The sequence below is a fragment of the Microbulbifer maximicatervae (SeqCode) genome (assembly GCF_052467325.1).
Genome location: NZ_CP174310.1, coordinates 3525964 through 3552481, shown reverse-complemented (window position 1 = coordinate 3552481; position 26518 = coordinate 3525964). Strand labels below are relative to the sequence as shown.

At 52.2% G+C, this 26518-nt stretch carries 24 protein-coding genes; 9 read left to right on the top strand and 15 right to left on the bottom strand.

Annotated elements, in window-relative coordinates:
- Position 1 precedes the first annotated feature (1 nt).
- Positions 2–1084 (bottom strand): GGDEF domain-containing protein, encoded by a 1083-nt coding sequence (locus ACJJIE_RS15820; RefSeq protein ID WP_444892294.1) that lies wholly within the window; start codon positions 1082–1084, stop codon positions 2–4.
- 178 nt (positions 1085–1262) lie between these two features.
- Here ACJJIE_RS15820 and ACJJIE_RS15815 point away from each other — a divergent pair, with 178 nt between their 5' ends.
- Together ACJJIE_RS15815 and ACJJIE_RS15810 are read left to right on the top strand one after the other, a co-directional pair.
- On the top strand, positions 1263–1784 hold the full coding sequence (locus tag ACJJIE_RS15815) for a macro domain-containing protein (RefSeq protein ID WP_444892293.1): 522 nt from the start codon (positions 1263–1265) through the stop codon (positions 1782–1784).
- A gap of 535 nt (positions 1785–2319) precedes the next feature.
- Positions 2320–3081, top strand: a complete 762-nt coding sequence (locus tag ACJJIE_RS15810; protein ID WP_444892292.1) for a hypothetical protein — start codon at positions 2320–2322, stop codon at positions 3079–3081.
- Between the two features lie 113 nt (positions 3082–3194).
- Here ACJJIE_RS15810 and ACJJIE_RS15805 read toward each other — a convergent pair whose 3' ends face one another.
- The 3 genes from ACJJIE_RS15805 to thiI all read right to left on the bottom strand — a co-directional run bounded on the left by ACJJIE_RS15805 (position 3195) and on the right by thiI (position 9172).
- On the bottom strand, positions 3195–5147 hold the full coding sequence (locus tag ACJJIE_RS15805; protein ID WP_444892291.1) for a glycosyl hydrolase family 18 protein: 1953 nt from the start codon (positions 5145–5147) through the stop codon (positions 3195–3197).
- A 534-nt stretch (positions 5148–5681) separates the two neighbouring features.
- The gene (gene typA / locus ACJJIE_RS15800; protein WP_282930811.1) at positions 5682–7490 is read right to left on the bottom strand and encodes a translational GTPase TypA; all 1809 of its coding nucleotides are present in this window, start codon (positions 7488–7490) and stop codon (positions 5682–5684) included.
- Positions 7491–7690: 200 nt separating this feature from the next.
- Positions 7691–9172 carry a tRNA uracil 4-sulfurtransferase ThiI gene (gene thiI / locus ACJJIE_RS15795; RefSeq protein WP_282930812.1) on the bottom strand — a complete coding sequence of 494 codons (1482 nt, stop codon included), beginning with the start codon at positions 9170–9172 and terminating at the stop codon, positions 7691–7693.
- A gap of 325 nt (positions 9173–9497) precedes the next feature.
- Here thiI and glnA point away from each other — a divergent pair, with 325 nt between their 5' ends.
- The 5 genes from glnA (at position 9498) to ACJJIE_RS15770 (ending at position 15056) form a co-directional block, all read left to right on the top strand.
- Entirely contained in the window at positions 9498–10904 is a 1407-nt protein-coding gene (glnA, locus tag ACJJIE_RS15790) for a glutamate--ammonia ligase (RefSeq protein WP_108734896.1), read from the top strand.
- 184 nt (positions 10905–11088) lie between these two features.
- A complete protein-coding gene (locus tag ACJJIE_RS15785) occupies positions 11089–11649 on the top strand; it encodes a DUF4124 domain-containing protein (RefSeq protein ID WP_282930814.1) in 561 nt (186 codons plus the stop codon).
- A gap of 330 nt (positions 11650–11979) precedes the next feature.
- Positions 11980–13062, top strand: a complete 1083-nt coding sequence (gene glnL / locus ACJJIE_RS15780; protein WP_282930815.1) for a nitrogen regulation protein NR(II) — start codon at positions 11980–11982, stop codon at positions 13060–13062.
- Between the two features lie 3 nt (positions 13063–13065).
- Positions 13066–14472, top strand: coding sequence for a nitrogen regulation protein NR(I) (gene ntrC, locus ACJJIE_RS15775; protein WP_444892290.1), 1407 nt, complete (start codon positions 13066–13068; stop codon positions 14470–14472).
- A 245-nt stretch (positions 14473–14717) separates the two neighbouring features.
- Complete coding sequence (locus ACJJIE_RS15770; protein ID WP_282930817.1) at positions 14718–15056, top strand: PAS domain-containing protein; 339 nt, start codon at positions 14718–14720, stop codon at positions 15054–15056.
- Positions 15057–15124: 68 nt separating this feature from the next.
- Here the strand turns inward: ACJJIE_RS15770 and ACJJIE_RS15765 are convergent, their stop codons facing one another.
- Positions 15125–15646 (bottom strand): peroxiredoxin family protein, encoded by a 522-nt coding sequence (locus ACJJIE_RS15765; protein WP_282930818.1) that lies wholly within the window; start codon positions 15644–15646, stop codon positions 15125–15127.
- A 155-nt stretch (positions 15647–15801) separates the two neighbouring features.
- Here ACJJIE_RS15765 and ACJJIE_RS15760 point away from each other — a divergent pair, with 155 nt between their 5' ends.
- Together ACJJIE_RS15760 and ACJJIE_RS15755 are read left to right on the top strand one after the other, a co-directional pair.
- Complete coding sequence (locus tag ACJJIE_RS15760) at positions 15802–16005, top strand: hypothetical protein (RefSeq protein WP_444892289.1); 204 nt, start codon at positions 15802–15804, stop codon at positions 16003–16005.
- A gap of 267 nt (positions 16006–16272) precedes the next feature.
- On the top strand, positions 16273–16863 hold the full coding sequence (locus ACJJIE_RS15755) for a bestrophin-like domain (protein ID WP_282930820.1): 591 nt from the start codon (positions 16273–16275) through the stop codon (positions 16861–16863).
- Positions 16864–16936: 73 nt separating this feature from the next.
- Here ACJJIE_RS15755 and ACJJIE_RS15750 read toward each other — a convergent pair whose 3' ends face one another.
- From ACJJIE_RS15750 to ACJJIE_RS15705, 10 genes are all read right to left on the bottom strand, one after another.
- Entirely contained in the window at positions 16937–18016 is a 1080-nt protein-coding gene (locus tag ACJJIE_RS15750) for an AI-2E family transporter (RefSeq protein ID WP_282930821.1), read from the bottom strand.
- An 82-nt stretch (positions 18017–18098) separates the two neighbouring features.
- Entirely contained in the window at positions 18099–18809 is a 711-nt protein-coding gene (locus ACJJIE_RS15745; protein ID WP_282930822.1) for a D-Ala-D-Ala carboxypeptidase family metallohydrolase, read from the bottom strand.
- Positions 18810–18825: 16 nt separating this feature from the next.
- On the bottom strand, positions 18826–19506 hold the full coding sequence (locus ACJJIE_RS15740) for a hypothetical protein (protein ID WP_444892288.1): 681 nt from the start codon (positions 19504–19506) through the stop codon (positions 18826–18828).
- Between the two features lie 186 nt (positions 19507–19692).
- Positions 19693–21240 carry a phosphoenolpyruvate carboxykinase gene (locus tag ACJJIE_RS15735; RefSeq protein ID WP_282930824.1) on the bottom strand — a complete coding sequence of 516 codons (1548 nt, stop codon included), beginning with the start codon at positions 21238–21240 and terminating at the stop codon, positions 19693–19695.
- Between the two features lie 279 nt (positions 21241–21519).
- Positions 21520–22398 carry an Hsp33 family molecular chaperone HslO gene (hslO, locus tag ACJJIE_RS15730; protein WP_282930825.1) on the bottom strand — a complete coding sequence of 293 codons (879 nt, stop codon included), beginning with the start codon at positions 22396–22398 and terminating at the stop codon, positions 21520–21522.
- Between the two features lie 110 nt (positions 22399–22508).
- Positions 22509–22949, bottom strand: a complete 441-nt coding sequence (locus ACJJIE_RS15725; RefSeq protein WP_282930826.1) for a DUF4124 domain-containing protein — start codon at positions 22947–22949, stop codon at positions 22509–22511.
- A gap of 25 nt (positions 22950–22974) precedes the next feature.
- Positions 22975–24468 carry a S1C family serine protease gene (locus ACJJIE_RS15720; protein ID WP_282930827.1) on the bottom strand — a complete coding sequence of 498 codons (1494 nt, stop codon included), beginning with the start codon at positions 24466–24468 and terminating at the stop codon, positions 22975–22977.
- A gap of 85 nt (positions 24469–24553) precedes the next feature.
- A complete protein-coding gene (locus ACJJIE_RS15715; protein WP_282930828.1) occupies positions 24554–24931 on the bottom strand; it encodes an Hsp15 family ribosome-associated heat shock protein in 378 nt (125 codons plus the stop codon).
- Positions 24932–24946: 15 nt separating this feature from the next.
- Entirely contained in the window at positions 24947–25630 is a 684-nt protein-coding gene (gene yrfG, locus ACJJIE_RS15710) for a GMP/IMP nucleotidase (RefSeq protein ID WP_282930829.1), read from the bottom strand.
- A 78-nt stretch (positions 25631–25708) separates the two neighbouring features.
- Entirely contained in the window at positions 25709–26374 is a 666-nt protein-coding gene (locus ACJJIE_RS15705; protein WP_444892287.1) for a lysoplasmalogenase, read from the bottom strand.
- Between the last annotated feature and the right edge of the window lie 144 nt (positions 26375–26518).

Below are 26518 nucleotides of genomic sequence, written 5' to 3'. Positions count from 1 at the left end.
TTTAAGCTGCTACCACCTTATTGCGCCCGCCGTTTTTAGCTCGATACATACGTTTATCTGCTTCAGCTAATAGCTGATTGAGTGGCTTGCCACTGGTGTTGCCTTCGACGACTCCCAGGCTGATTGATATTTTAGCCGGGCGCGTATAGCGGCGGCTCAGAGCCGAAACTCTACGACGCAGTTTTTCCGCAAGGACACTACCGCCTTTCAAGTCAGTATTCGGCAGTAGTAACAAAAATTCTTCACCGCCCCAGCGCGCCACAATATCTTCGGACCGGGTGTTACTTTTCAAAACTTTCGCAACATCTTGCAATACCCGGTCTCCAAAGGAGTGTCCGTAGGTATCGTTGATTGTTTTGAAGTTATCCAAGTCTCCGATAAGAATGACATATTGATTCTGGAGCTCGCCATTGCGGCGTTCGAGTTCGCCAATTGCGCGAAAAGCCTCTCGGCGGTTGGCTAACCCTGTTAGCGTATCCGTCGCCGCGTAACTTTCCAGTTCACCAGTCAATCGCTGCAGCAATTGTTGGGTTTGGTGACGGCTGCTATCCAGTAAGGCTGTCAGGGCTGTGAGAGCGCCAAATACGGCAATAAAACGAGCACGATAGGCCGTATCGTATTTGGCCGTAAGCCCTGGGAAGTCCGGATAAAACAGGATTGCTGCGGTGGCTAAGCCTATGCCCAATAAGGCCGTTGTCCCGGTTTTATAGCCGTACAAGTTGATAAAGCCAGGGACCAGCATAACCGCCCACATTAAGCCGGTATTGTTTACGCCACCGGTCAGCAGTAAGTAGAAATAAAGTACCAACAAGAGAATGCCAACTAGCATCGGCGTTTTTTCGGTGGGGCCAATGACATTGACGGTAATATATGCGAATAAAATAACCACAGCGACGATGAAGAGTGTCGATGCTTGTAGGATATTAGTGGCGGTGAGGGCAATAATTGCCATAGCCCCGGTGATAGCCATAGCGAATATCAGCATATAAGAGGAGGCCAATATCCGTCTGCGCAGATCTATGCGCTGTACCTCATCAATAGAAGTGGATATTGCGGGGTTTTGATTGTTATACCCTGAGCTCATAGTCATTCCCGTTGCTATACCGACTGCAACCTTCCGCTTGCTCGGGACCGTCCTGCATCATACAACTATGCTGGTAGTCACTGCCGGAGTGAAGCAATGCTGAGTATAGGGGGAATCTGTCACCGACCAAAGTAGCAAGCTACAGTATCAGTAACTCAAACTTTAGAACTGAGAAATCGTGACACAAATTCAGCTGACTTGTGGTGATATTTTGACGATGCGTGGAGATGCGCTGGTATGCCCGGCCCACAAGCACCTAATTCGGGGGCGGGGGCTCTCGGCACAGATTTATGCCCATTGTGGGACTCGATTACCCCCCCAGTGTGCCAATCAAAGAGCCTGCCCAGTAGGTGAAGCTCGTTTGACTCGAGCCTATGATTTACCGGTCGATTACCTATTGCATACTGTTACGCCCCAATGGAGCAGTGGCGATCAATGGGGGAGCCAGGCCATAGTGCTGTTGAAGCACTGCTATGAGAGCGTTTTGGAGTTGGCGAAAGAGCGCGGCTGCAAAACGATACTGTTTCCGGCATTGGGAGCTGGCACTAACCGCTTTCCTCATGAGATTGCGGCACATCAGGGATTGGCCGTTTTACGCGCTTATGCTCCAGTATTCGAGAGACTTACAGTTTGTTTGCACTCACAAACTGCATTGGCTCAGTGGCAGAAAGTTGAGCAGCGCTTTTATGGTCATCATTGATGTGTTGCGGGTGATTGAATGGGCAAAAGCCTTTTGAGTTTATCACCTAGTAAATCACTATTGATACTACAGTTAATGGTTCCTTCAATAACCTAATGTCGCGTATATAAGATAGTTCTGCTGTGCAGGCATATTGAGCCATGGCATTTCAGTCTAACAAGTAACAACTTACCAAGTTATCTTCTGATCTCATGAATTGAGATGTATTCATATGTTATACAGCCTTTTCTAATTCTTCCGTTGATTATTAAGTGCTATACCACCATCTAATTATTTAGCTCTAATGTACTAAATGTTACTTTCGTTGGTTGTAAAGAGCCATCTATTCGCTAAAGGTAGTTATTAATGATTTAATAAATACGTCCGGTTTCTATGTGTATTTTTTAAATCTAATAAATTTTTAGTAGCTATGAATTATTGTAAAGTCTGCATACAGGAGCAAGAAATCTATGAAGATTTAGGGCATAGATGTGCTTTGTGTCTAGGGTGGGAGTCCCCTAAAGTAAAAAATAGATCCTCTTTTTTACAGTTCCCAATGCCGTTGCTGAATAGAAAGCGCGTTATTATTCGCTGCAAGTGGGACTGGTTTGTCATCGTGCTTTCCCTTTTATTAGTGGCTATTATAGCTATTTCTTACTTTAAGTTTTTAGTATCTCGGCGAGTAGAGTCTTTATCTGAGGGCGCTATCTTGGCAGACCTTACTAATGAGGGATATATTTTATCAATACTGACAGTAATGTTTATTTCTATAATATTATTTGCGACCCTCTCTAAGCTGATTTCATACTTAATCCCTGCGGCAAGAGTAGAACTTGATAGGGAACTCAGTCTAAGATATTTTGAGGGCTATGGGTTAAAGCAGTCAATTCGTAACAATTTAAGAATTCTCTCGTTTTTTTTGGCTTGTTTTTTACCTTTGATGGTTTTGGGGCTAAATAGTTATTATGTTGTCAGCTCCAACGAGGTGAAATTTAATTCATTATTTTCCCTTTTTCCTAAAGAGTATAATTGGAGCCAAATTCAGGCGGTTGAAACAGTTACTGGTACTGGCGCGGCACGTAGCCGTTGGGTTCCAAAATACATTTTAAGAATGGATGATAATATAAAAATTAATTTAATTAATTATAAGTTGCAGAGATTTATTGCCTCTTACCCCAGTCTCAGAATTTATCTGCGAGATCAAAAGCACATTAAGTACGAGCAAAATTTGACAGATAATGGTATTCGTTGGCTGAGATATAATTTGTCAAAGGATGACTTTGGTGAAGTGATGCATATCTTACAAGATACGCCGTAATAATTAATTTAAACGCAGACTAAATAATAAATAGAAAGGACCCGATAAGGGCCCTTTTATTAGAAGAAACATTCAGCCGCCTTCCTTGAGATGGCGGCCAAAGTGTATCCAGATTACTGGCAGGAACTCGCTTCCCAGTACTGGGGGGCGTTAGCCGGGGACCACCAGTTGGGTCCAAAGGTAGACACGTAAACCTGGCCTTCAAAGGTTACTAGGTCGCCAACTTGATAGCCTTCGTCACCAGCATATGGCTGCTGGAATTCGGGGCAGGAAGCGGTCTCACCTGAACCTTGATCGCTGTCGGTGTTGTCATCGGAACCGTTATCGGCGTTGTCGTCAGAACCGCTATCGGAGCTATTGTCGTTGCTATCGCCAGAGCCGCTGTCGGAGCCTTCGCCCTCAGTTTGACAGGTGGTTTCGGTCCACAGCGATGGCGCGGAACCTGGAGACCACCAGTTTGGCTCGTGGGTGGACTCGTAGGCGACTCCTTCAAAGACAACAACGTCACCGACTGAATAACCTGGGTCGCCGGCATAGGGCTGTTCAAACGCGACGCAGGCGCTGCTTCCGCCATTATTATTGCCACCGCCACTTCCGGTGTCGCCAGTATCTCCAGTGTCTCCAGTGTCTCCGGTATCTCCGGTGTCTCCGGTGTCTCCGGTGTCTCCGGTGTCTCCGGTATCGCTATCACTGGAGCCACCCTGTCCGAAAACTTCGAGTGCGGCATCGAGTAGTGGATACTGGTATTCATTGTTCTCCAATAACATTCCGCCGCGTAGCTGCCAGATCATCACGCCACCAAGGCCCTGGTCGAGCACATATTGGGCGCGTTCGGCAATAGAGGTGGTATCTTCGAACGAGATAAAGCCGCCATCTTCGAACCAACCGTAGTGGGTGACAGCCTCCGCATCGTAAGCGGTCTGGAATGAAGAGTCGCTCTGCATTTTCTCGACGATCTGGTAGTAGCGCGTCTCGGTGTCAGAGCCCCAGTGCGCCACGTCTTGTCCGGATGCAGCTTCACCGATTGCGGTGGCGCCAGCCACGCTGCGGCCGTAGTGGGACATACCCAGGGTGATCTTCTCAGCAGGAATATTGCCCTCAGTCATCCACATATTGCGGCAGCTGTCTGCGTCGAAGCCTTCGTTGACCTGGCCTTCATAGGGGTACAGCGGCGAGGTGTGCTGGGCTACGGTATCCCAGTCGCCACCAAAGTCATAAGTCATCAGGTTGACATAATCGAGGACTTCGCCCACAGCAGCAAAATCATAACCCTCTTCTGCAATCGAGGGGCCACAGGCCACGGCAGCGGTCAGTTCCAGATTTTTGCCGGTCTCCGCTTCAACCTCATCGAAGCGCGCGCGCAGCTCTTGCAGCAGGGTGGTGAAGTTTTCTTTGTCGATCGAGCGGCCGCCGTTCGGCTCATAGCCGGGGTATTCAAAATCGAGATCGAGGCCATCGAAATCCCAGTCAGTAAGCAGTGTCACTGCATTTTCGATAAAGGCTGCACGCGCGGTGTCGCTCTCCATCATCTCGGAGACTTTATGGGAGAGGGTCCAGCCGCCCATGGATAGGATTGCCTTGGCGCCGTCGTCGTGTACCGATTTTACGAAACCTGACTCGTGGTCATTCCAGCCTTGGCAGACCGCAGGCTGAATACTGGAATCGTATTGGCTGTAGGGGTGCCAGAATTGCGGCGAGCATTTTACGGGACCATCACCGGCGCCGCCGGAAAATGATTGGGCGCCCAGGCCGTAGAAAACGTAGGGATCGGTAAAGTAGATGTTGCCGTTTTCGTCATTCCAGGCAAAGGCGTACTGAACGTGAGTGAGCTTGGAGAAATCCACGTTGTCATGGGTGAAGGACGAGTCGGCCCAATATTCCCAATCGGCCCAATAGGCAGATACACGTTTTTCAGTTTCTTGTGCGCTGACATTTCCGCTGATGGCGATTGCTGCTGCGAGAGCTGCTGCTGCTTTTAATTTAAACCCAAGTTTATTAAATCCGCGCTCACTGCGGCTGCCCTTCAACATCCCTGTTCGATCCTGGGATTGCAGGAAAGAAAACATTAGATTGACCTCCCATAGGTCTTATTTATGTATGAAGAGATTTGTCGTTATATTTGAAAAAATTGGAATAAATAGCGGGGTAAAAGTTCCGCGGGAAAATGTGAAATAAATGTGCAAGCCACGGAGAACAGTGGCTGAGTGGCTATATTTATTTCTGCTGTAATTTTGTGAAGGGGACAATAAAAAGTGCGTGCATAAATTTAATTGCACCTTCCGGGAATAAATATTTGAGCAGGTAAGCGATAAAAATGGTCGATTATTTAATATAAAAATAAAATAAATTTCCCATTCATGTTTATTTGCGGGGAAAAAATAGCGAATGCTGACGAGTGCTATTTGAGGCCTCTTGCAGGCAGTCTCCCCCGCAGTTTAGTACAGCACGGTCGCTGTCGAGTTAATCAATCACCTCTTCACTATGTAATGTTTTCATGGAGCAGTTCTTGATTGTCTCTCTTCGGGGTTCGAAAATGTCATGAAATGGTAAAACAAAAAAAGGGCCCAGAGGGCCCTTTTTAAAGTTGAAGAAAATACTAATTATTTCTTCGCGCGCTTGCGCATATTTTCCTGCAAAATTTTCTTGCGCAGGCGGATAAAGTTAGGAGTCACTTCTACCAATTCATCGTCTTCGATAAATTCCAGAGCCTGCTCAAGGGTGTGACGAATGGGTGGTGACAGAGTTAGTGCATCGTCGGTACCTGACGCGCGCACGTTGGTGAGCTGTTTGGCCTTGGTAGGGTTTACTACCAGGTCGTTGCCACGGGAGTGAATACCGACGATTTGGCCTTCGTAGACCTCTTCGCCGTGGCCCAGGAACAGGCGACCACGATCCTGCAGTGCGAACAGACCATAGGCGAGGGTTTTGCCCTTGACCATGGAAACCAGTACACCGTTGATGCGCTTGGCCACCTCACCCTGCTTCACCGGACCGTAGTGGTCGAAGATACTGGTCATAATTCCAGAACCACTGGTGATGGTAAGGAATTGGGAGCGGAAGCCGATCATGCCGCGCGAGGGCACGATAAAGGTTAGGCGCACGCGACCTTTGCCGTCGGGCTCCATATTGGTGAGATCGGCCTTGCGCAGACCCAGCTCTTCCATAATGGGCCCCTGGTGGGGTTCCTCAACATCGATAACCACTTCTTCATAAGGCTCGTGGATTTCTCCGTCGACCTCTCTCTGCACCACTTCGGGGCGGGAAACGCCCAGCTCGAAACCTTCTCGGCGCATGGATTCGATCAGGACAGACAAGTGCAATTCGCCTCGGCCGGAAACCTTGAACTTATCAGGAGAGTCGCCTTGCTCTACACGCAGGGCCACGTTGTGAATTAGCTCCTGGTCAAGACGCTCTTTGATGTTGCGCGAGGTAACGAACTTGCCATCCTGGCCGGCAAAGGGAGAGTCGTTGACCTGGAAGGTCATGCTCACGGTGGGCTCGTCCACGCTCAGGGCGGGCAGGGCCTCTGGAGTATCCAGGTCGCACAGGGTATCGGAGATATTTAGCTCACCCACACCGGTGATACACACGATATCGCCAGCACTGGCTTGCTCCACTTCTACACGCTCCAGGCCGAGGTAACCCATAACCTGCAGGACCTTGGCTTTGCGCGAGTTGCCCTCGCGATCGAGAACCACCACTTGCTGGTTCGGCTTCAGGGTACCGCGAGTGATACGGCCAACGCCGATTACGCCTACGTAGCTGGAGTAGTCCAGAGCGGAAACCTGCATCTGGAAGGCGCCGGTGGGGTCAACCTTCGGGGGCTCAACCTTGTCCACAATCATCTGGAACAGCGGCGTCATATCGTCGGCCAGGTCGGTGTCGTCGAGACCGGCGATGCCGTTCAGGGCGGAGGCGTAGACAACCGGGAAGTCCAACTGCTCGTCGGTGGCGCCGAGGCTGTCGAACAGGTCGAATACCTGGTCCATCACCCAGTCGGGGCGAGCGCCGGGGCGGTCGATCTTGTTAATCACCACGATCGGGTTGAGGCCCTGCTCAAACGCCTTCTGGGTTACGAAGCGGGTCTGCGGCATGGGGCCATCTACTGCGTCTACGAGCAGCAGAACTGAATCCACCATGGACAGTACGCGCTCTACCTCGCCGCCGAAGTCGGCGTGCCCTGGGGTGTCGACAATATTGATGCGGTAGTCATTCCAGCGGATAGCGGTGTTTTTCGCCAGGATGGTGATGCCACGCTCACGCTCTTGATCGTTGGAGTCCATGACGCGCTCGGCGCCTTCGTCGCGGCGGTCGAGAGTGCCGGACTGGGACAACAGCTTGTCCACAAGGGTGGTTTTGCCATGGTCTACGTGGGCGATAATCGCAATATTGCGCAGATTCTCTATCACTGGGGGCCTCTGGGCGTTAAATCTTGGTAAGTCGGGGCGGGGGCCTGCGGGGTTTCTACAGCAGCATTCCGGCCAAAGGCGGCGATTATAGGGGGGCCGCATGACAATTGGGAGTGATTTTGAGTAAAAAATCACCGCCCCGGGGCGGTGATCGCTTTAAAACCCGCGCGGGCGGTGGTTGCCTGCGCCTTGAGCAGAAGTTACTTCTTAATGGTTTCCGGTCTGTGGGGAATCAGCGGGCGCAGCACGCCCACATTGCGAAAACCTTCATCCAGCAGGTGTGAGGCGTGCAGGCGGCTCATAACGCCTTTGGAGCAATACAGGAGGTACTCACGTTCCTGGTCCAGGTGGGCGAAGCTGTTGTTGAGGCGGTAGAAGGGAATAGTCTGCACCTCACAGCCTAGCTCCAGTGGGTCCAGCTCCTCTTCATCCGGGTGGCGGATATCGATTACCACGGCGCTGCCCGGCTCCTCGCGGATCTCCACATCCGGCGCTTCGCCATCGACTTCTTCGATCACCTGATCAATATTCTGCATCACCCGATTGCTGATAGCGCGATCGAGGACAGTGAAATCGAAGCGGTTTTCCTCGGACTCCACCTTTTCAATCTTGGCGCGGGTGGTGGGTTTAACCGAGATAACGCCGCAGTACTCCGGCATATTTGCGGCGAACTCTTCAGTGCCGATGGCCCGGGAGGTGCGGATAATATCGGTCTTGTCGGTGGTGATCAGTGGGCGCAATACCAGGGTATTGGTAACACTGTCGATCACCGACAGATTTTTCAGGGTCTGGCTGGAAACCTGGGCGATGGCTTCACCGGTGACTACGGCGTCCACCTCCAGTTCCTTGGCGATTACATCGGCGGCGCGCAGCATCATGCGTTTCAAAATGACGCCCATATGGGAGTCGTCGACCCGCTCGAGAATCTCTGCCACTACTTCGTCAAACGGCACGGTGATAAAGCGCACCCGATGGGAAGCGCCGTATTTGTTCCACAGGTAGTAGGCGACTTCTTTCACGCCCAGTTCGTGCTGGCGTCCGCCCAGGTTGAAGAACAGGAAGTGGGTGCGGATACCGCGCTTCATGGTCATGTAACTGGCCACGGTAGAGTCGAAGCCACCGGATACCAGTGACAAAACCGGGTCTTGCGTGCCCAGGGGGAAGCCGCCAAGGCCGGGATGTTGCTCTTCGATCACGTTGAGCTTGTCGTGGCGGATCTCCAGTTTAACGGTGATGTCGGGGTTTTTCAGTTTGACTCCGGATGCCTCGGTATTCTTGTTGAGGCCGCCGCCCACATACTGTTCCACATCCAGGGACTGGAAGTCGTGTTTGCCGGTGCGTTTAACCCGTACACAGAAAGTCTTGTCTTTCAGGGCTGCGCCCCAAACCGACAGGGTTTTCTCGTACATGTCGTGCAGGTCACCCAGGGGGAACTGGCGCACGCGGGAGAAGTTGGCGATGCCGGGGGTGTGAGAGAGCACCTCCTCGATACGTCCACCCAGGTGGGACACAGCATCGGGCGCGATCACATCGATCTTTTCCCAATCCTTGCGCACCTGGATACGGTCGTCCAGCTGGCGCAGCAGGCGCTGCAGGTTGTCCTTGAGCTGGCGCGACATGCGCTTGCGCACAGGGTTGCTCTTGATGGTGATCTCTGGAAAAAACTTGACGACAAAGTGCATGGGAATCCGTGGGGTACCGCATGTTGATAGAAGGTGCGGCATTATAAACTAGCCGGAGCCAAGTTGGTTGTGCACTGTTTGCGGGCGAAGCGAGAGCAAATATGATCTATTTTGGTGCGTATTTATGTGGCTGCTCGGCCACAATACATCTATCCTGGCTGCGTCAGCACTTTGCTGGGGCTCGCACCGGCGCCAACCGGGACTATGAGGCGATTGCCCTAATTTGGCACACTCCTTGCTTTATTTCACGCCAGGTAGAGAGTGAATGCCGGCAGCGACAGCAAGGCATAGCGACCAATTACTTTTCAAGACCTGGAGGACTGCAATGTCAGCGAAAACGCTCGGTTTGATTAATGAAAGTGAAGCGAAATGGATAGACCTGCGCTTTACCGATACCAAGGGTAAAGAACAACACGTTTCCATCCCTGCGTCGGAAGTTGACGGTGAGTTCTTTGAAGAAGGCAAAATGTTCGATGGTTCTTCCATCGCCGGTTGGAAGGGCATCAACGAATCCGACATGATCTTGATGCCGGACGACGAGACAGCTTTCCTCGACCCCTTCACCGATGAGAGCACTGTTATCATTCGCTGTAACATCGTCGACCCAATTACTGGTCAGGGTTACGAGCGCGATCCTCGCTCCATCGCATTGCGCGCTGAGGAATACCTGAAGTCCACTGGTCTGGGTGACACCGCTCTGTTCGGTCCCGAGCCCGAGTTCTTCGTATTCGACGATATTACCTGGGGTGCCGAAATGGGTGGCGCCTTCTACAAGATCAACTCCGAAGAAGCAGCCTGGTCCTCTGGTCACAACTTTGCCGAAGGCAATATTGGTCACCGCCCCGGCGTTAAAGGTGGTTACTTCCCGGTTCCTCCGGTGGATTCCCTGCACGACGTTCGCGCCGCTATGTGTTCTGCGATGGAGCAAATGGGCCTGCGCGTAGAAGTGCATCACCACGAAGTGGGTACTGCTGGCCAGTGTGAGATCGGCGTTGCCGCCAACACCCTGACCAAGAAAGCGGACGAAGTACAGATTCTCAAGTACGCTGTACACAACGTTGCCCACGCCTACGGCAAGACCGCGACCTTTATGCCCAAGCCGTTGGTTGGCGATAACGGTTCCGGTATGCACGTTCACCAGTCCTTTAGCAAGGATGGCGTAAACCAGTTTGCCGGTGACGCCTACGCTGGTCTGTCCGAAGCTGCTCTGTACTACATCGGCGGTATCGTTAAGCACGCTCGCGCCCTGAACGCGCTGTGTAACGCTTCCACCAACTCTTACAAGCGTCTGGTACCTGGCTTCGAAGCGCCGGTAATCCTGGCTTACTCTGCGCGCAACCGCTCTGCGTCTATCCGTATTCCTTTCGTGCCCTCCCCGAAAGGCAAGCGCATCGAGACTCGCTTCCCGGACCCGACCGCCAACCCATACCTGTCTTTCGCCGCACTGCTGATGGCGGGTCTCGACGGTATCAAGAACAAGATCCACCCTGGCGATGCTGCGGACAAGGATCTGTACGATCTGCCGCCGGAAGAGCTGGCTGAGTACCCGACTGTCGCTTCCAGCCTGGAAGGCGCCCTGGATGCTCTGGACCAGGATCGTGAGTTCCTGACAGCCGGTGGTGTATTCACTAACGATGCTATCGATGCCTACATCGAGCTGAAGCGTGAAGAAGTAGAGCGTCTGAACATGACCACTCACCCGGTCGAGTTCGATATGTACTACTCTGTGTAATGGCGACCGGCATCTCTGTGATGCCGTCGAGCCGTTCTCGAAAAGCCCGCGCCACTCTGGTGCGGGCTTTTTTATTGCGGGTACACTGTCAGCTGGGACTTAAAGGCGCAGTATTTTGTATCTGTAAAAAACGGTGCCGATAGTATGAAAATCTCTATGACTGGCGTAGGAGAGGAGTTAAAGGATGGCCAATAGCATGTTGGGAGTGCAAACACTACTGAGAGCTGTTTTATTGATTTTGCTCCTAGTGGCTGTGGTAGCCTCCGCAGAAAGTGGCGCTATTTATAAAATAGTGGGTCCTGACGGCCAGATAACCTTTAGCGATACACCGCCACCAAACGGCAGCTCGGAAGAGGTTGAATTAACCCCGCTCAATGTCCAGCCGATCGCCTTGCCGAGGCAACTACCCTCCCGAAAATTGTCTCCGAACACCAAAGGTGAAAGTTCTGAGCCTGTTTCTATCCAGATTGTGAGCCCAATCAATGAGGCCACGATCCCCCCTGGGCAAACCCTGATCGCGCTACAGATACAAGTAACTCCAGCCTACCCAGAGGGTTCGAGTTTTTATGCGATTATTGATGGCCAACGTTGGCAGGGGAGTGCGTACGGTAATGCCTTGGATATTTCGGCCCTTGAGAGAGGAACTCATACCTTACAGGCCGTCTTGGTGGGCTCGAATGGGCAGGTGCTGGCTCAGTCCAAAGTGGTCACCATTTATGTGAAGCGCCCCATAGCTCGGGGTTGATTAACGGGAAGCGAAAGCTCCCGCAAATCCTGCAGCCCCCTCACTTCCTGTTTACGTCTAACCCCAACTGTCTGTTTTTTGACCTTTGCACCGTTGTGGTGCATTCTCCTGGTGGCTGGCGGCATCGTATTTTTTGAGCTCGGTAACTCGCTATGTCACTACAGCTAGCTGCGCACTGAATGTGTCCGGTTGTAGCTACGCCGGCCGGTAAATGCCAGCTTATGCGCCATTTTGGTTTGCTTTTTGCACTGACTGGATACAGCACTTGTCTGCTGGGGGTGACTAAATGGAGTTTGGTCAGAGCCTCGGAATGAACCGGAAATTTTGTGAATGCTGAATGATCGCCAGTTGCGCCAATTACTCGATAGCCTGACTTCCGCAGTGTTGGTATTGGATGAAAACTTATCGCTTTGCTACTTGAACAATGCCGCTGAGGACTTGTTGGCCGCTTCCAGTACCCGAGTCAAAGGCTCGATGTTGGAGGAGGTGGTGAAAGAGTCTCCGGCTGCCTACGAGGCGATGCGGGAAGCGCTGCGAAAAAATGAGAAGTACACAGTCCGCCGCGCCAGTTGGCGACTGAATAATCTTGAAACCCGAACTGTGGATTACTCAGTCAGCCCGGTCCCCGAGTTTTCCGTGTTGCTTGTGGAAGTGCAGCCGATGGATCGCCTGTTGCGGATTGCCAGGGAAGACGCGCTGCTCAGCGCCCAGGAAACGACACGAAACCTGGTTCGCGGTATGGCCCATGAGGTCAAGAACCCCCTCGGTGGTATCCGTGGGGCTGCACAACTATTGCAGCGCGAGTTGCCGGACCGGGAATTAGACGAATATACACAGATTATCATTGAGGAAGTGGATCGCCTGCGCAATCTGGTTGACCGTTTATTGGGACCACGTCAGCCGGTAGTACTACAACCGGTTAATGTGCACGAGGTTCTGGAGCGGGTTGCCCAGTTGCTGGATGCAGAGTGTATCGGTGAGCTTCAAATTCGCAGGGACTACGATCCGTCTATTCCCGATGTCCCCGCAGATAGCGAACAATTGATTCAGGCGCTGCTCAATATTGCCCGCAATGCCATGCAAGCCATCGATGAAAGTATTGGTCTCAGCAGTGGGGAGATGGTACTGCGCACGCGTATCCAGCGCCAATTCACCATTGGCCGCCGCAATTGCCCATTGGTCTGCCGTATTGAAATTGAAGATAACGGCCCGGGCATACCGGAGGAAATTCGCGAGCGGATATTCTTCCCGATGATCTCCGGCCGCGCCGAGGGTTCAGGTCTTGGACTTTCGATTTCCCAGAACATTATCAATCAGCACAAGGGGTTGATTAAGTGTGACAGCCAACCCGGCCGTAGCATTTTCCAAATTTATCTCCCCCTGACTACCGAATTAGCAAATACAGGAACCTAGAGAATGAGTAATCGCGTTTGGATTATTGACGACGACAGATCAATCCGCTGGGTGCTGGAAAGAGCGCTATCGCGTGAGGGGATTGATACCCAGTGCTACGAAAGTGGAGATCGCGCCCTGGATGATTTTTACAGTGATTCACCGGATGTGGTAATTAGCGATATTCGTATGCCGGGTTCCGATGGTTTTAAATTGTTACAGCGCTTCCAGGCTGAACGACCGAGCTTGCCGATAATTATTATGACTGCGCACTCGGACCTGGATAGCGCTGTAGCCGCTTATCAAGGGGGCGCCTTTGAATACCTGCCCAAGCCATTTGATATTGATGAGGCCGTAGCGGTAACCCGACGCGCCTTGATGCACGCTAGTGAGCAACGTGCTGAAGAGCAGGTTGAGCCAGAGAATGGCCAGGGTAATAAAGAAATTATTGGTGAAGCGCCGGCGATGCAGGAGGTGTTTCGCGCGATTGGTCGTCTGTCGCACTCCAATATCACCGTCTTAATCAATGGTGAATCCGGCACCGGTAAGGAGCTGGTGGCACAGGCACTGCACAATCACAGTCCGCGCAGGGATAAACCATTTATTGCATTGAATATGGCGGCTATACCCAAGGACCTGATGGAGTCCGAATTATTCGGCCATGAAAAGGGGGCCTTTACCGGTGCCAGCTCTCAACGTGCCGGGCGTTTTGAGCAGGCCAATGGTGGCACCCTCTTTTTAGATGAAATTGGTGATATGCCTGCGGATACGCAGACGCGGTTATTGCGCGTCTTGGCTGATGGTGAATTTTATCGGGTCGGAGGCCATACCCCGGTTAAGGTGGACGTGCGTATTATCGCGGCGACTCACCAGGACCTGGAAGAATTGGTATGCCAGCATAAATTCCGCGAGGATCTGTTTCACCGCCTGAATGTTATTCGTATCCATATACCGAGGCTGGCAGATCGTCGTGAGGATATCCCGCGATTGGTAAGACATTTCTTTAATGCTGCAGCAAAAGATTTAGGAGTAGAAGCCAAAATCCTAACCAAGGAGACCGAGGTGTATCTCGCTGGGTTGGATTGGCCCGGTAATGTACGACAACTGGAAAATACCTGTCGCTGGATTACCGTGATGGCCTCCGGGCGCGAGGTGCATATTGAAGATTTACCACAGGAGTTACACCAACAGGGAGTGGCGACAGAAACACCGGCGGATTGGCAAAAAGCTCTGCGCCTATGGGCCGACCAGGCCCTGTCTTCCGGCCAGCGTGAAATTTTAAATGAGGCTGTTCCTGCATTCGAACGTGCACTGATAGAAATTGCTCTAAAGCATACGGCGGGGCGCAAACGCGATGCAGCTGATCTGTTGGGATGGGGTAGAAATACCTTGACGCGAAAATTAAAAGAGCTGGAGATAGGCGGAGAATAAATAACGCATAAGGTCTTTCTGGATAAGATAGGAAGACCTATCTAAGACGTCTCTGAATAAGTCTGTAGGCCAGAGGTATCACGGAGTTATTCAGAGGCTCTCTAATTTAATTTATTTTTCTCCTTATAGGTTTTTATTCAATGAAATAAGCCCCTGAATTTAGCTATTTGGAGATAGCCTGAACGATATGCTAATTGCCTGCTAAAATCAGACTTAATTGATAATGTCTGGGTGGTATAGGCGATATGACTGCTGATGAATTGCGAGTAGTTGCCGAGGTTCCATTTTTATTTTGGGTAAAAGATCAAACAGGCGTATATCTATGGGGTAATCGCCAAATATGTCAATTGGCTGGTGGTGAAGTCATTGGTAAGACAGACCGGGAACTTCCCTGGTCAAATAATGCTGATGCATTAAAAGCTGCGGATGATCGGGTTTTTTCCTCAGGGAAACCCGAGCACCTGCAAGAGTATGTCGATAAATCCAGCCGTGGAGAGGTTACGTTAAATGTCTGCAAGTGGTTGGATGAATTTGAAGGGCGGGATTGCTGTTTTGGGATATCTTTTGTCATTGATTCCCAATAGCCCAATAGAGCATTGGGCTATTTCATCGTATATTCAGAGGCTTCTTAGTCGCTCCGGACTATTTATTATCAGGCTGACTCCTTTTTAACACCCAATTCACCAAGCGTTCGCGCTATATCTTCTGCGCTGGTAGCCGGCTTAATATCCTTGTCAATTTTTTTAATTCGTCCATCTTTACCGATATAAATGGTAACGCGACGGGCGATATTCATTACGGGAACAAGTACATCGTACGCTTTAGCCGTTTCACCGGTGGGGTCACTGAGTAACGGGAAGTCCGCTTCGCTTTCTTCAGCAAACCGGGTGTTATCGTTAAGATCATCTGTACTGGCCATAAAGTAGGTGACTTCATAGGCTTTAATTTTATGACCGTTTTGGGCGAGCGATTTACACTCTATGGTGCAGCCACGGGTGAATGCCTTGGGAAACCAGGCGATCACAACAGCGCTTTTGCCTTGGAGGTCCGCCAATGTGTGGGTTTGGCCATCAGACCCCTGCAGAGTAAAATTTGGCGCCATTTCACCAACTTCCAGAGCGAGGCTGGGAAGGCTGATAAACGCCGTAATTAAGAAAGTCAGCAGATATTTCACGAATATTTCCCTTGTAGTTTACCGATACGCCTATGCTACTGCCCTAAGGTCTAACTGGCCAATAGCTCTTCTATAACTGCTATGCTTTATGCGCCAAAGTAAGAAAATTGGTGCGTCAATGCACTGTTTGGACTTGCCGTTTTGCAGGGGCTTAAATGCGCTTTGACAGCCTTTTCTATACTCTGCCACTTCCACTGATCTATACCATTTCAGTTGCCGTAGTGCTTTGCGCTTTAGCTGTGGGAATTTATCTGGGGCAGCGGCGGGTATCGAAAGCCAGTATCAAGGAGGACGCTTCTCTCGGTAGTGCGGTAGCTGCCACTTTGGGCCTGGTCGCATTCGTTTTGGCATTTACCTAAGGAACCTCTGAATAACCCCGTAATGCCTCTGCGGGTCTTGAAGGCTGCAGATGTTAGGCGCAGCTCGCCGCGAATGGCTCAGTCCTTTGCAAGAGCTGCAACGCAGCAGCTGTGGCCTTCAAGGCCCGCCCTTCGGGGCTTGCAGAGCGATTCACACTCCGCGTTGCGACTTCTTGCAAGGTCTGGACATTCCTGCGAAGCCGCGCCTTGATTGTGAACCGCTCTGCATGCCAGAGGTATCACGGAGTTATTCAGAGATTCCTTGATATGACAGCCGACCGATTTAATGAACGCAAGGCATTGCTGTTGCAGGAGGTAAATACCATTCAGGCCGCATATTTGAATGCGAGCTTTCTGCAATTGGATAAGCGGAATAAGGCGCGAGACTTAATAGCTGAATATGTAAATCTCAGGGATATTGACCCATCAATCGCCGTCACTCCGGAAGATGTAGCTCGCAGTGAGGAAATTCACAAAGCTCTTTGGCGTTTGATCGAGGCGCATATCGCACAGGATTACAACGCCGATTATTTACGCCAGTTTGCCGAGCAGGTTAACGGGATGGTAGATCTGCACCGTGCCAGGGTTGTGGTTGGGCTGCAATATCGTATACCGGGTCCACTCTGGCTATCCCTGTACTTCATGACCATTTTGGCGATGCTGGCAATTGGATACCAGTTGGGTATAAGTCGCGGGGGATCTGCCCAGGTAGTTGTAGCTTTAGCCCTGACTTTCTCAACAGTGATTTTACTGGTGGCGGACTTGGATCGGGCAAACGAGGGAGCACTGCTGGTTGATCAGTCGCCGATGAGCGATCTCAATTTGCAGCTAAAAGAGCTACAGGAGGCTGCCCCCTGAGCTGTTGTGTGAACTGACTTTGCATATTAATAGGATGGGGCGGAATTAAGGCTTTTCCGCCCCGGGGAACAGGTTAAAGATCTTCAGGTTTTTGTGGCATTAAGACATCTTCGGGATGCACAAACTCACGCATAAAAATCTCCCAGAAGGCGAGGAATAATGCAGCGAGCAGAGGCCCTATCGCAAAGCCACTGATTCCAAACATAAACAGACCGCCGACAGTGGAGAAAAGCACTAAATAGTCAGGGAGTTTTGTGTCTCGACCGACCAATATTGGGCGCAACAGGTTATCTACCAGGCTGATCACGGTGAAACCATAGGCGAGTAAAATCGTTGCCTTCATAGGTTCGCCAATAGCATAGAGGTAGATAGAAGCGGGGAACCAGATCAATGCGGCACCGACGGCGGGCAATAATGACAACAGGGTCATTAAAACACCCCAAAGCACCGGTGCCGGTAAGCCCAGCACCCAGAAAATAATTCCGCCTAAGCCGCCCTGGGTAATAGCGACTACCAGATTTCCTTTGATGGTTGCGCGAGTGACTTCAGCAAACTTTGCCAGCAAAAGGTGCTCGCGCTCATCACCCAGTGGCAGGGCGTGGATAATCAGGTTTACCAGCCTTTCACCATCGCGAATCAGGAAGAAGGTGAGGTAGAGCATTAAGCCCAACATAACGAAAAAGTTAACAGTATTCTGTCCGACTTCAATCGCATTTTTTGCGACGAAGCTACCGGCATTCATCACACCACCCATCAGGCGCTGCTTGGCTTCCTCGACATCCACGCCAATATTTTCGAGTGTGCTGTTAACCCTGGGGAAAGCACTGCGAATCTGCTCAAAGGATTTAGAAACATCAATTTGTCCTTCCTGAATCCGGTGATAAAGAGTTACCGCTTCATTAATAAAAGAGGTGGCCACTACCAATACGGGTATCACCAATAGAACGATACACATAAACAGGGTTAGCAGAGCCATTAAATTAGGCGAATTGGGAAAGCGCTGCATCAGCAGACGGTAAACGGGATAGAAAATCAGTGCGGTGGCACAAGCCCAAAAAATAGGGGTAAAGAAGGGTTTTATTAGGAGTAAAAAAGCTACGCTGACCAATAACAAGGTCAATATAAATGAGCGCCTTTCCAGTTTTTCTTGCACTGCGACTTCCTCTGCTTCTCTTTCGGCAGCCCAGTGGTAGGGCGCCTAATTTTTGCTCTATCTAAGCAGATGCAGTGGGGTTTTACCAGCGTCTATATCCGCACGTATCCACGTGAAATCGAATGCCCCGATAAATTCCCAGGCCCATTTGCCACTCGCGGCCGTTGCGCTTGTGGATATCCCTCAGTACGGGCACCAATTGCTCTCGGGAGAACTTCTTTTTCGGAACTATATCCAGCCCGCAGAAATGCAGGTGTTTACTTCCCTTGGAACCTCCGGCCTTACGGTTGTAATCTACCGTACGCCACCCGGAGACCACAGTTACCGGGCCGACGCGGGGCACTATTTCCCGCTCGATTACCCGCAGAGTATTTACGATGCCCCACCAGAGCTCCTTGGGAGGGATGGCGAATGCGGGTTCGTCCAAATCCTGCCAGTCACTGCCCTGACGCAATAGCTCATAGGGTTGCACAACCTGTTCAACCCGGTTGGAGCGCAGGAATTTTTTGAGTTGAGTAAAGCGTGCATGGTTATTGCCTTTGCTCAGGAAGCGGCTGAATACCCTCTCGGAAGCTGCCGGATAGCCCTGGATATCGTAAACCTCCGGGATCATTAGCAGCGGTAGGATATCGATAGGGGATTTCACCCGGTCATCAGCCTCGCGCGCTCGTTCGTAAGTAAAAACAAATAGACCGGTGAGAATCGCCAGTGCGATTGCCCCAATGATGATGATCCGCCGGCGCAGTTGACGCTGGCCGATTTCTACGCACTCTTTGTTACTTTGCATAACCATCGGGCAGCTCCCTCAATTACCAGGTGCGATAGCCACAGGTATCGACATGAAACAGGACATCGTCAATCAGGCCCATCCCGACATTGCTGTCGGGACCGAGGCGTGCGTGCAGTGTGCTTAGCTCTTCAGCGAGTTCGTTTTTACCGATATTGGAATTCGGAATTAAGTCCAGCCCGCAAAAGTCACGGTGGCGGGGCTGGTCTTCGGTCGCAAGTTTTCGGTTGTAGGCATCAGTGCGGTAGGCGGAAACCACAGTGACAGGGCCAATTAGCGGTATTACCTGGTCTCGCACCAGGGTGAGGGTTTTCACAATATTGGACCACTGGTCCCTGGGCGGAATGGCGAATGGGGGCTCCCCCAGTTCCAGCCAGTCCCCCCCCTGTCGCAGAAGATCACGAATAGGAAAAACCTCGGCGACACCCCGGTCCCGAAGCAATTGATTGAGTGCTTGTACGCTGGAGCGGTTACTGCCCTCTCGCAGGAATTTGTTAAAGGTCTCCTCGTTGGCGATGCGATAGCCACGCTGCTCGACATAGGACTTCTCTTGCGAGGAGAGGAATAGGTAGAGCCAGAGGGTAAACAGGATGGCACTGAGTATTAAAGTGAGGGCACTGACGACCACCCGATTGACTCTTTGTCCGGGCGGCTTGTGTGGGAACAGAGTTTCGAAGCGAGTAAACGAGTTACCTGCGGACATAGTGCTCGCGATTGCTGCTGAGAGAGTTATTCCACCGACGCTAAAATCGTCGGCGCCTGTTTACTCACTATAGCCGCAAAAATCGACGGGCTGCGGGCTTGGGATCAGCCACAAAAAAAGCCGCTGGTCCCGGGGGAGCAGCGGCTTTTGGGTCACGGACAGCGCACTGTGCCCGACAACCTCTACTTAGGCTTTAGGGCCTGCATTTTTAACGTCTTCGCTGACATTGAACTTCTCAATGTTCTCGGCGAACAGCTTGGCCAGCTTGCCTGCCTGATCGTCGTAAGCAGCTTTGTCAGCCCAGGCTTCACGAGGGTTCAGGTAAGACTTGTCCACGCCGGGCACTTCCATCGGGATATCCAGGTTCAGGGCATCCAGGTGCTCAGTGGCAACGCCTTCCAGGGCGCCGCTCTGGATAGCGGCAACGACAGCGCGGGTTACCGGAATCGGGAAGCGCTTGCCGTTGTCGCCGGAGCCGCCGGTCCAACCGGTGTTTACCAGGTAGACCTTGGAGCCGAACTCTTCTATGCGCTTCATCAGCAGGTCTGCGTATTCGCGCGGTGCACGGGGCATAAACGGCGCGCCAAAGCAGGTGGAGAAAGTCGGGTGGATACCGGCCTCTGCGCCCAGCTCGGTGGAGCCTACGCGGGCGGTGTAGCCAGACAGGAAGTGGTAAGCCGCAGCCTCTTTGGAGAGGATGGATACCGGTGGCAGTACGCCGGATACATCGCAAGTCAGGAAGATAACGTTCTTCGGCTCGCCAGCGCGGTTTTCCAGCTGACGCATTTCGACGTGCTCCAGCGGGTAGGAGCAGCGACCGTTTTCAGTCAGGCTGGTGTCGCAGTAGTCAGCAGTGCCGTGATCGTTGGTTACCACGTTTTCAACGATGGCGCCGAAACGAATGGCATCCCAGATTACCGGCTCATTTTTCTGGCTCAGGTCGATGGTTTTAGCGTAGCAGCCACCTTCCATATTGAAGACGGCACCCTTGGTCCAGCCGTGCTCATCGTCACCGATCAGGTAGCGCTCGGGATCTGCGGACAGGGTGGTCTTGCCGGTACCTGACAGGCCGAAGAACAGGCAGGTATCGCCATCTTCGCCGACGTTAGCCGCGCAGTGCATGGGCATTACGTCTTTTTCCGGCAGCAGGAAGTTCTGTACGGAGAACATTGCCTTTTTCATTTCGCCGGCGTAGCGCATACCGGCCAGCAGTACTTTGCGCTGACCGAAGTTGATAATTACGCAGCCTTCGGAGTTGGTGCCATCGCGCTCGGGCTCACAGACAAAGTGAGGAGCGTGCAGGATTTGCCACTCTTCCTTGGACTTGGGGTTGTACTTTTCGGCGCGGATAAACATGTTGCGGCCGAACAGGTTGTGCCATGCAGTTTGGGTGGTCACTACCACTGGCAGGTAGTGGTCTTCATCCTGGCCCACATGCAGGTGCTGAACAAAAGTATCGTGACCGGCAACAAAAGCCTCTACACGATCCCACAGGGCGTCAAACTTATCCTGCGGGAAAGGACGGTTGACGTTGCCCCAGGCGATGCTGTCGGCAGTGGAGGGCTCTTCTACAACAAAGCGGTCAGCCGGGGAGCGACCGGTGCGTGCGCCGGTTTCAGTCACCAGAGCGCCTGTATCTGACAGCTTGCCCTCGCCGCGCGTCAGAGCCTGCTCTACCAATTGTGCCGGTGATAGGTTCTTGAAGACCATCGCGGAGTCGTCGATCTGTGCCATTCGTGGAATACCCGTGAAAGTTGGACAGTAAATAAAATGGGGCTGCCCAAGGTTTAGACAGCCGTAGAAAATTTTGGGGGCGCATTATTGCAAAATTCAAAATATGCGGATACCAACTATGGCTATTTTGTAGTCAATGACAGCGCTGTCATGGAAAATAATGTCGACTTAAATTCATGATATTAATGGCCTAGTTCTTGATTATTCTTTTTCTGAATTTAACAGGGGCAGGTGGCAGGGCTGCGCTGAGGATTTGGCGGTTGCGCAGCCCTGCGCGGATTAGTGAAGAGTGTGGGGGGGAGCGTTGAGGAGTGACTCAATTTGGTCCCGGTCAAAGCGGTACTGGGTGTTACAGAATTGGCAGTCCGCGATAATCTCACCCTGTTGCTCTTCCAGCAGGCGGTAGACATCCTCTGCACCCAGGGAAACCAGCGCGCGGGCGCTGCGCTCTCTCGAGCAGCTGCACTTGAAGCGAATAGTGTCGGTACCCAGGGTTGCCGGCTCCAATTGGTGGAATAGGCGGTGAATCAGCTCTGGGTGGGGAACGGTAAATAACTCCTCGTCAGTTACGGTCTCCGCCAAGTGAATCGCTGTTTCCCAGGCGTCCTGATTTTCCTCTTCCGTGGCGGCATTATTGCCCGGCAGAATCTGTAACATAAGACCGGCGACGGTATTGTCACTGCTTTCCAGCCATACGCGGGTAGCCAGCTGTTCCGATTGCTTAAAGTAGTCTTCCAGGCAGCCGGCCAGGTTGTCTTGCTCCATGGGAACCACACCTTGATAGCGCTCACCGCGCTTTGGCTCAAGGGTAATGGCCAGGGCTCCACGGGGGCCGATCATATCGCGCAGGGTGGCGTTTTCGTCGATTTGTGCACCCTCGGCAACTCGGGCGATGCCGCGCAGGTCGCTGTGGTGAGTGCACTCCGCCATAATCATCGGCACATCGCCTTCGCCACGGGCCTGGAGGCTCAGGACACCTTCGAACTTCAGTGTGGTTGAAAGCAGGCTGGCTGCAGTGAGGAACTCCCCCAGCAGGCGGGCTACTGGTGTAGGCAGTGGATTGTGTTCCAGTACATCGCGGTAGGAATCAGTAAGTGTCACCACCTGTCCGCGAATATCGTGTTTGGAGAAAATAAAGCGTTCCAGCTGATCGGACATAGGTCGGGGGCTCTCGGTATTAAAACCGCAGGATTTTAGAGGTGGATATGCCTAAATGGTAGCTGTCGCTGATCAACGGGGGATAGTCGCGTCTGTGGAGACGGGTAAAGTTAGCCGCAATATAGATTTACCTGGCGTTGATAGTCCTCTGCCATCTGTTCCCGCTCCCTCTCGGTGCGGCGTATTTCCTTGCCGTTATCATCTAAAAATATTACTCGCCCCCTTAAAATCTCAAGGTCTTTGCGGGCTTCGCTACACGCCTTATCCACTTGTTGGCGTCTTTCTTGTGCTTCGCGATTCAGGCGCTCCTGATATTGCTGTTCGATATTCCGAGGTTGTTTTGACTGGCTGCGCTGCGGGGCTGTGGTGGCATCGGCAGAGTTGATGGGGGTCAGGTTACCAGAGACATTCTTGGCATCGGCATGTGCTGGGGGGCGGTCCCCAAAATGTACTCGGCCATCCTCATCGACCCAACGATATAGTTCCCCGGCACTAACATTGGCGGCCAGAAGCAGGCCGCCGAAAATACTGGATAAGTACTGTAACTTCACGGCTGTCCTTCGCCCTTTGTAGTTTCTACTCTTCTTTGTTAGCCAATTGGCTGAACAGCCCCTGTGAATGGCGCTGAGGGATATGGTAGGTCTGGAGAATCAGCGGTTGCTGCTCCTGGGACTCTGCTGCATCCAGTACCATCCGGTAGCCGGAGCGATCGCGCAAATCCACAAAGTCCTGTTTATTGCCCTCCATCAATTGAGCGAACTCGTCGAAGTCTTTGACGCTGTGCCCATTCACTGAGTCGATAATCCAATTCTTCCAGTCGTGATAACCGAGATTTACATTGGCCGGCAACACTTTCAAGGCGACAACTAATTCACGACGTTCCTCATTGCTCCACTGATTGCGGGCATAGAGATAATCAATAGGTGCTTTGGAGTGCCAGTTCTTGCCCCAGCGTTTGATCAGATTCATGTTAAGGGGCACAAAGACCACTCCGCCATAGATATAGTAGCGGGGCTGGCGGTCAAATTGCTCTCCCAGCACCATAGCGCGTGAGGGAGGTGTTGCGGCCAGCGTGACCTCAGCGGTCTGCTCTTTACCATCGCGGGAGAAGCGCACCGGTAAACGCTCACCGACATGGTGGCGGTCCACGGCGTAGTGGTAGTTGGTGCGCTGGTTTTCCCTCCATTCCACCGTCCGGTCCGCCGCTACTTTAAAGCCATCGACTTCTAGCAGAACATCGCCGGGTTTAAATACTTCGGCCGCAGGGGAGTTGTCGAACACTTTTACGATCATGGCGCCATCCTGGTCTTCCTCGAGACCGGCCGCCTTTTTCATCGATGGGCTTTCCAGGCTCTGGGTTACCAGCCCCATTTCGGGGAACCCTTGGTGAACATTGTCCTTGGCATCTTCTAAGACATGAGCGATTACGCTGGGCGGTACAAAGTAGCCCAGGTTTTCAGCACTTTGATTGGTTTGCATGGCCACGCCGACGATGCGGCCATTGGAGATAACCGGACCGCCGCTGTTGCCCGGGTTGATGGCCGCATCTATCTGGCCCGCCATCAGGTAACTTTCCGCATGGGCATAATATTGGTGCTCCACGCGGGAGAGTACTCCGCGGGTAATCGAAAGGGATTTGCCGCCAATTGGATAGCCGTAGACGGTGACCTCTTCCTGCAGATCGGGCAATTTGCCCAGGGTCAGGGGGCGAGTATCGTTGAAAAAGCTTTCGTCATCGACGGTCAGCAGGGCGAGGTCGGCATCGTGAGAGACAAACTTCACTCGGGCGCGGAATTTCTTGGCATCGCCGTGGCGCTGTACCTGGATAAAGCTGCCGTTGGCCACTACGTGTGCGTTGGTCAGAATTTGCTGGTTGCGGATAACGGCACCGGAGCCGGACAGCTGCTTGGGGTTGAGCAGGGCCCAGGGGTTGAAATAATCCGGGGCGGCGGCGGTGGTGTAAATCTTGATGATTGAGCGCTTGAGCTGCTCGTGTTCTCGGCTGTCTGCTAGGGCGGTTTGGGTACCGAGCAAAATCAGCAGGGAAATGGCGATCAGTCGTTTCATCATGGCTGTTTTCTATCCGGTTGAGTGGGGGCAGTTTAGCAGCTAAAGTGGGAAATGGCGGAAATTTCACCACTTTTGTCTGCCGAGTCTACTCTTGTTCCCGCAGGAAGCGGTGTATCTGGCGGCGTTGCTTTTTATTGGGTCGCTCCTGTTGCATCCCGGCATTGGCTGCCTGTCGCTCGGTTTTCTCTTTTTCCCGGCGGGCGATACTGTCTTCGGTCTCGCGGTATAAGGTGCGCGCAATCTCGGCGCCGCGCCGCTGATCCGATAGAGCGATTACTTCAACTTCCAGTAAATCCCAGCCCTGGCGGATGCTCAGTTTGACACCGGTAGTGACTTCCTTGCTGGCTTTGACCCGCTGGCCATCGGCGTGGACTTTTCCACCTTCGATCGCTTGCTTGGCAATACTGCGAGTCTTAAAGAAGCGCGCGGCCCAGAGCCACTTATCGATACGTACTTTTTCCATGGTTTCCTTGTGAAATCAGGCGGACCCGGTGTCCAGTCTGCTGCGGTTAAAAGCCATGATCTCATCAAAATGATGGATCGCCGGGAAGTTGGTGATTTCCCGTTTGGGCCCGCGGCTATCCGGTTGACGAATACACAATAGGTGGGCGATACCGTAGTCCTGGGCCGCGCTCAGAACAGATTGGTTATCGTCGACAAACAGGGTGTTTTCCGGATCAAATTCCAGGTTATCTCGCAGGGAGTCCCAGAAATTGGCACTCTCCTTGGCATGCCCATAATCATGGGAGGAGATGATGCCGTCAAACCAGCGGTCGATACCGGTGATCTCCAGCTTGTGATCCAGCCCTTGACGGTGCGCATTGGTCACAAGGTAGGTGGGCTTTTGCAGTTGTTGCAGGCCGCTCAGAAACGCCTCAGCGTGAGGGCGCAGGGCGATGCGGGTCTCGATCTCGCGCAATATGCTGAGGATATCCAGCTCCAGTTTTTCCGCCCAGAAGTCCAGGCAGTACCACTCCAGAGTGCCGCGGCGGGCATTGATCTCAGCCTCGAGCTTCAGCTGGGCTTCCTGTGGGTCAAAGCCGTGGACTTCAGCGTAGCGCTTGGGCAGGTGCGTGAGCCAAAAATGATTGTCGTAATGCAAATCCAATAGGGTGCCGTCCATGTCCAGCAATACGGTATCGATACTTCGCCAATCGAGCATGGGAGCTATGTACCTCTTTGAAATGGGGCGGGAAGACAAGTTTAGTTGGCTTGCCACTGCCTTCCCGGATCGTTTGCATTATGCCTGGGCGCGGCGGATTCCGTACAGGATACACAGTTGCGCACTGTAGTAGGTGAGCATGATAGCGGCATCGGCTAGCGGTAGAGGGGTGATGAACTTGTTAATAGCAATCAATGTATCTGAAGTCATAAAGATGACAGCCCCGGCAAATAGCAGGGTGGAGTCGCCCTTGTGCATTGCGGCTGCGACCGCCATGGCGAGGATAGCCAACAGGTACGCTAATACCGGCGGGGCTAAATCCCCAGCAGCAGGGAGGATAATTTGTGCCAAAAGCAGTGCGGCAATCACTACTGGCAGTGTCCGAATAAGAGTGCGCCGATTGGGGGGCTCCGCAAAACGCAGGAAGCCCAGCGCGTAGATTAGCTGGGCAATAAGAAAAGCACCCAGTCCAAACACAAAGTGTTGGGGGAATTGCATTTCGAGGAGTACATCCCCGATGGCGGAGAAACTGAGGGCTAGGAAAGTGAAAAGTAGGGTTTTGCCCCGCAGCTCTAGTCTGGCAATCACCATTAGACACAGTATTGGCAGTGCTTTCAGCGCGGGCATCCACAAGTTATCCAATTTCCAGGTATCCAGAAAGATGAATAAAGTGGCACTGACCAGGAACATCGGTAACAGGTAATTACGAAAGTTGTGCTGGGGTGCGGAATTTTCTACGGGCATAGGTACTTACCTTATTTTTATTTTGTATACCTACCCATCAATTTAACGGTTTTCCTCCGCATCATCGATAGCTTGTACTCTCTAATTCCAATTGAGTTTTCTCCAGTGCCGGTTGCGGGACATTTCTGGGGTAATATGGAGCAT

Bases quoted from the DNA above. Each gene is read 5' to 3' on its own strand.
- ACJJIE_RS15820 (WP_444892294.1), bottom strand. From the start codon at position 1,084: ATGAGCTCAGGGTATAACAATCAAAACCCCGCAATATCCACTTCTATT.
- ACJJIE_RS15810 (WP_444892292.1), top strand. From the start codon at position 2,320: ATGCCGTTGCTGAATAGAAAGCGCGTTATTATTCGCTGCAAGTGGGAC.
- ACJJIE_RS15805 (WP_444892291.1), bottom strand. From the start codon at position 5,147: ATGTTTTCTTTCCTGCAATCCCAGGATCGAACAGGGATGTTGAAGGGC.
- thiI (WP_282930812.1), bottom strand. From the start codon at position 9,172: ATGCACTTTGTCGTCAAGTTTTTTCCAGAGATCACCATCAAGAGCAAC.
- glnA (WP_108734896.1), top strand. From the start codon at position 9,498: ATGTCAGCGAAAACGCTCGGTTTGATTAATGAAAGTGAAGCGAAATGG.
- ACJJIE_RS15785 (WP_282930814.1), top strand. From the start codon at position 11,089: ATGGCCAATAGCATGTTGGGAGTGCAAACACTACTGAGAGCTGTTTTA.
- glnL (WP_282930815.1), top strand. From the start codon at position 11,980: ATGCTGAATGATCGCCAGTTGCGCCAATTACTCGATAGCCTGACTTCC.
- ntrC (WP_444892290.1), top strand. From the start codon at position 13,066: ATGAGTAATCGCGTTTGGATTATTGACGACGACAGATCAATCCGCTGG.
- ACJJIE_RS15770 (WP_282930817.1), top strand. From the start codon at position 14,718: ATGACTGCTGATGAATTGCGAGTAGTTGCCGAGGTTCCATTTTTATTT.
- ACJJIE_RS15760 (WP_444892289.1), top strand. From the start codon at position 15,802: ATGCGCTTTGACAGCCTTTTCTATACTCTGCCACTTCCACTGATCTAT.
- ACJJIE_RS15755 (WP_282930820.1), top strand. From the start codon at position 16,273: ATGACAGCCGACCGATTTAATGAACGCAAGGCATTGCTGTTGCAGGAG.
- ACJJIE_RS15745 (WP_282930822.1), bottom strand. From the start codon at position 18,809: ATGGTTATGCAAAGTAACAAAGAGTGCGTAGAAATCGGCCAGCGTCAA.
- ACJJIE_RS15740 (WP_444892288.1), bottom strand. From the start codon at position 19,506: ATGTCCGCAGGTAACTCGTTTACTCGCTTCGAAACTCTGTTCCCACAC.
- ACJJIE_RS15735 (WP_282930824.1), bottom strand. From the start codon at position 21,240: ATGGCACAGATCGACGACTCCGCGATGGTCTTCAAGAACCTATCACCG.
- hslO (WP_282930825.1), bottom strand. From the start codon at position 22,398: ATGTCCGATCAGCTGGAACGCTTTATTTTCTCCAAACACGATATTCGC.
- ACJJIE_RS15720 (WP_282930827.1), bottom strand. From the start codon at position 24,468: ATGATGAAACGACTGATCGCCATTTCCCTGCTGATTTTGCTCGGTACC.
- ACJJIE_RS15715 (WP_282930828.1), bottom strand. From the start codon at position 24,931: ATGGAAAAAGTACGTATCGATAAGTGGCTCTGGGCCGCGCGCTTCTTT.
- yrfG (WP_282930829.1), bottom strand. From the start codon at position 25,630: ATGCTCGATTGGCGAAGTATCGATACCGTATTGCTGGACATGGACGGC.
- ACJJIE_RS15705 (WP_444892287.1), bottom strand. From the start codon at position 26,374: ATGCCCGTAGAAAATTCCGCACCCCAGCACAACTTTCGTAATTACCTG.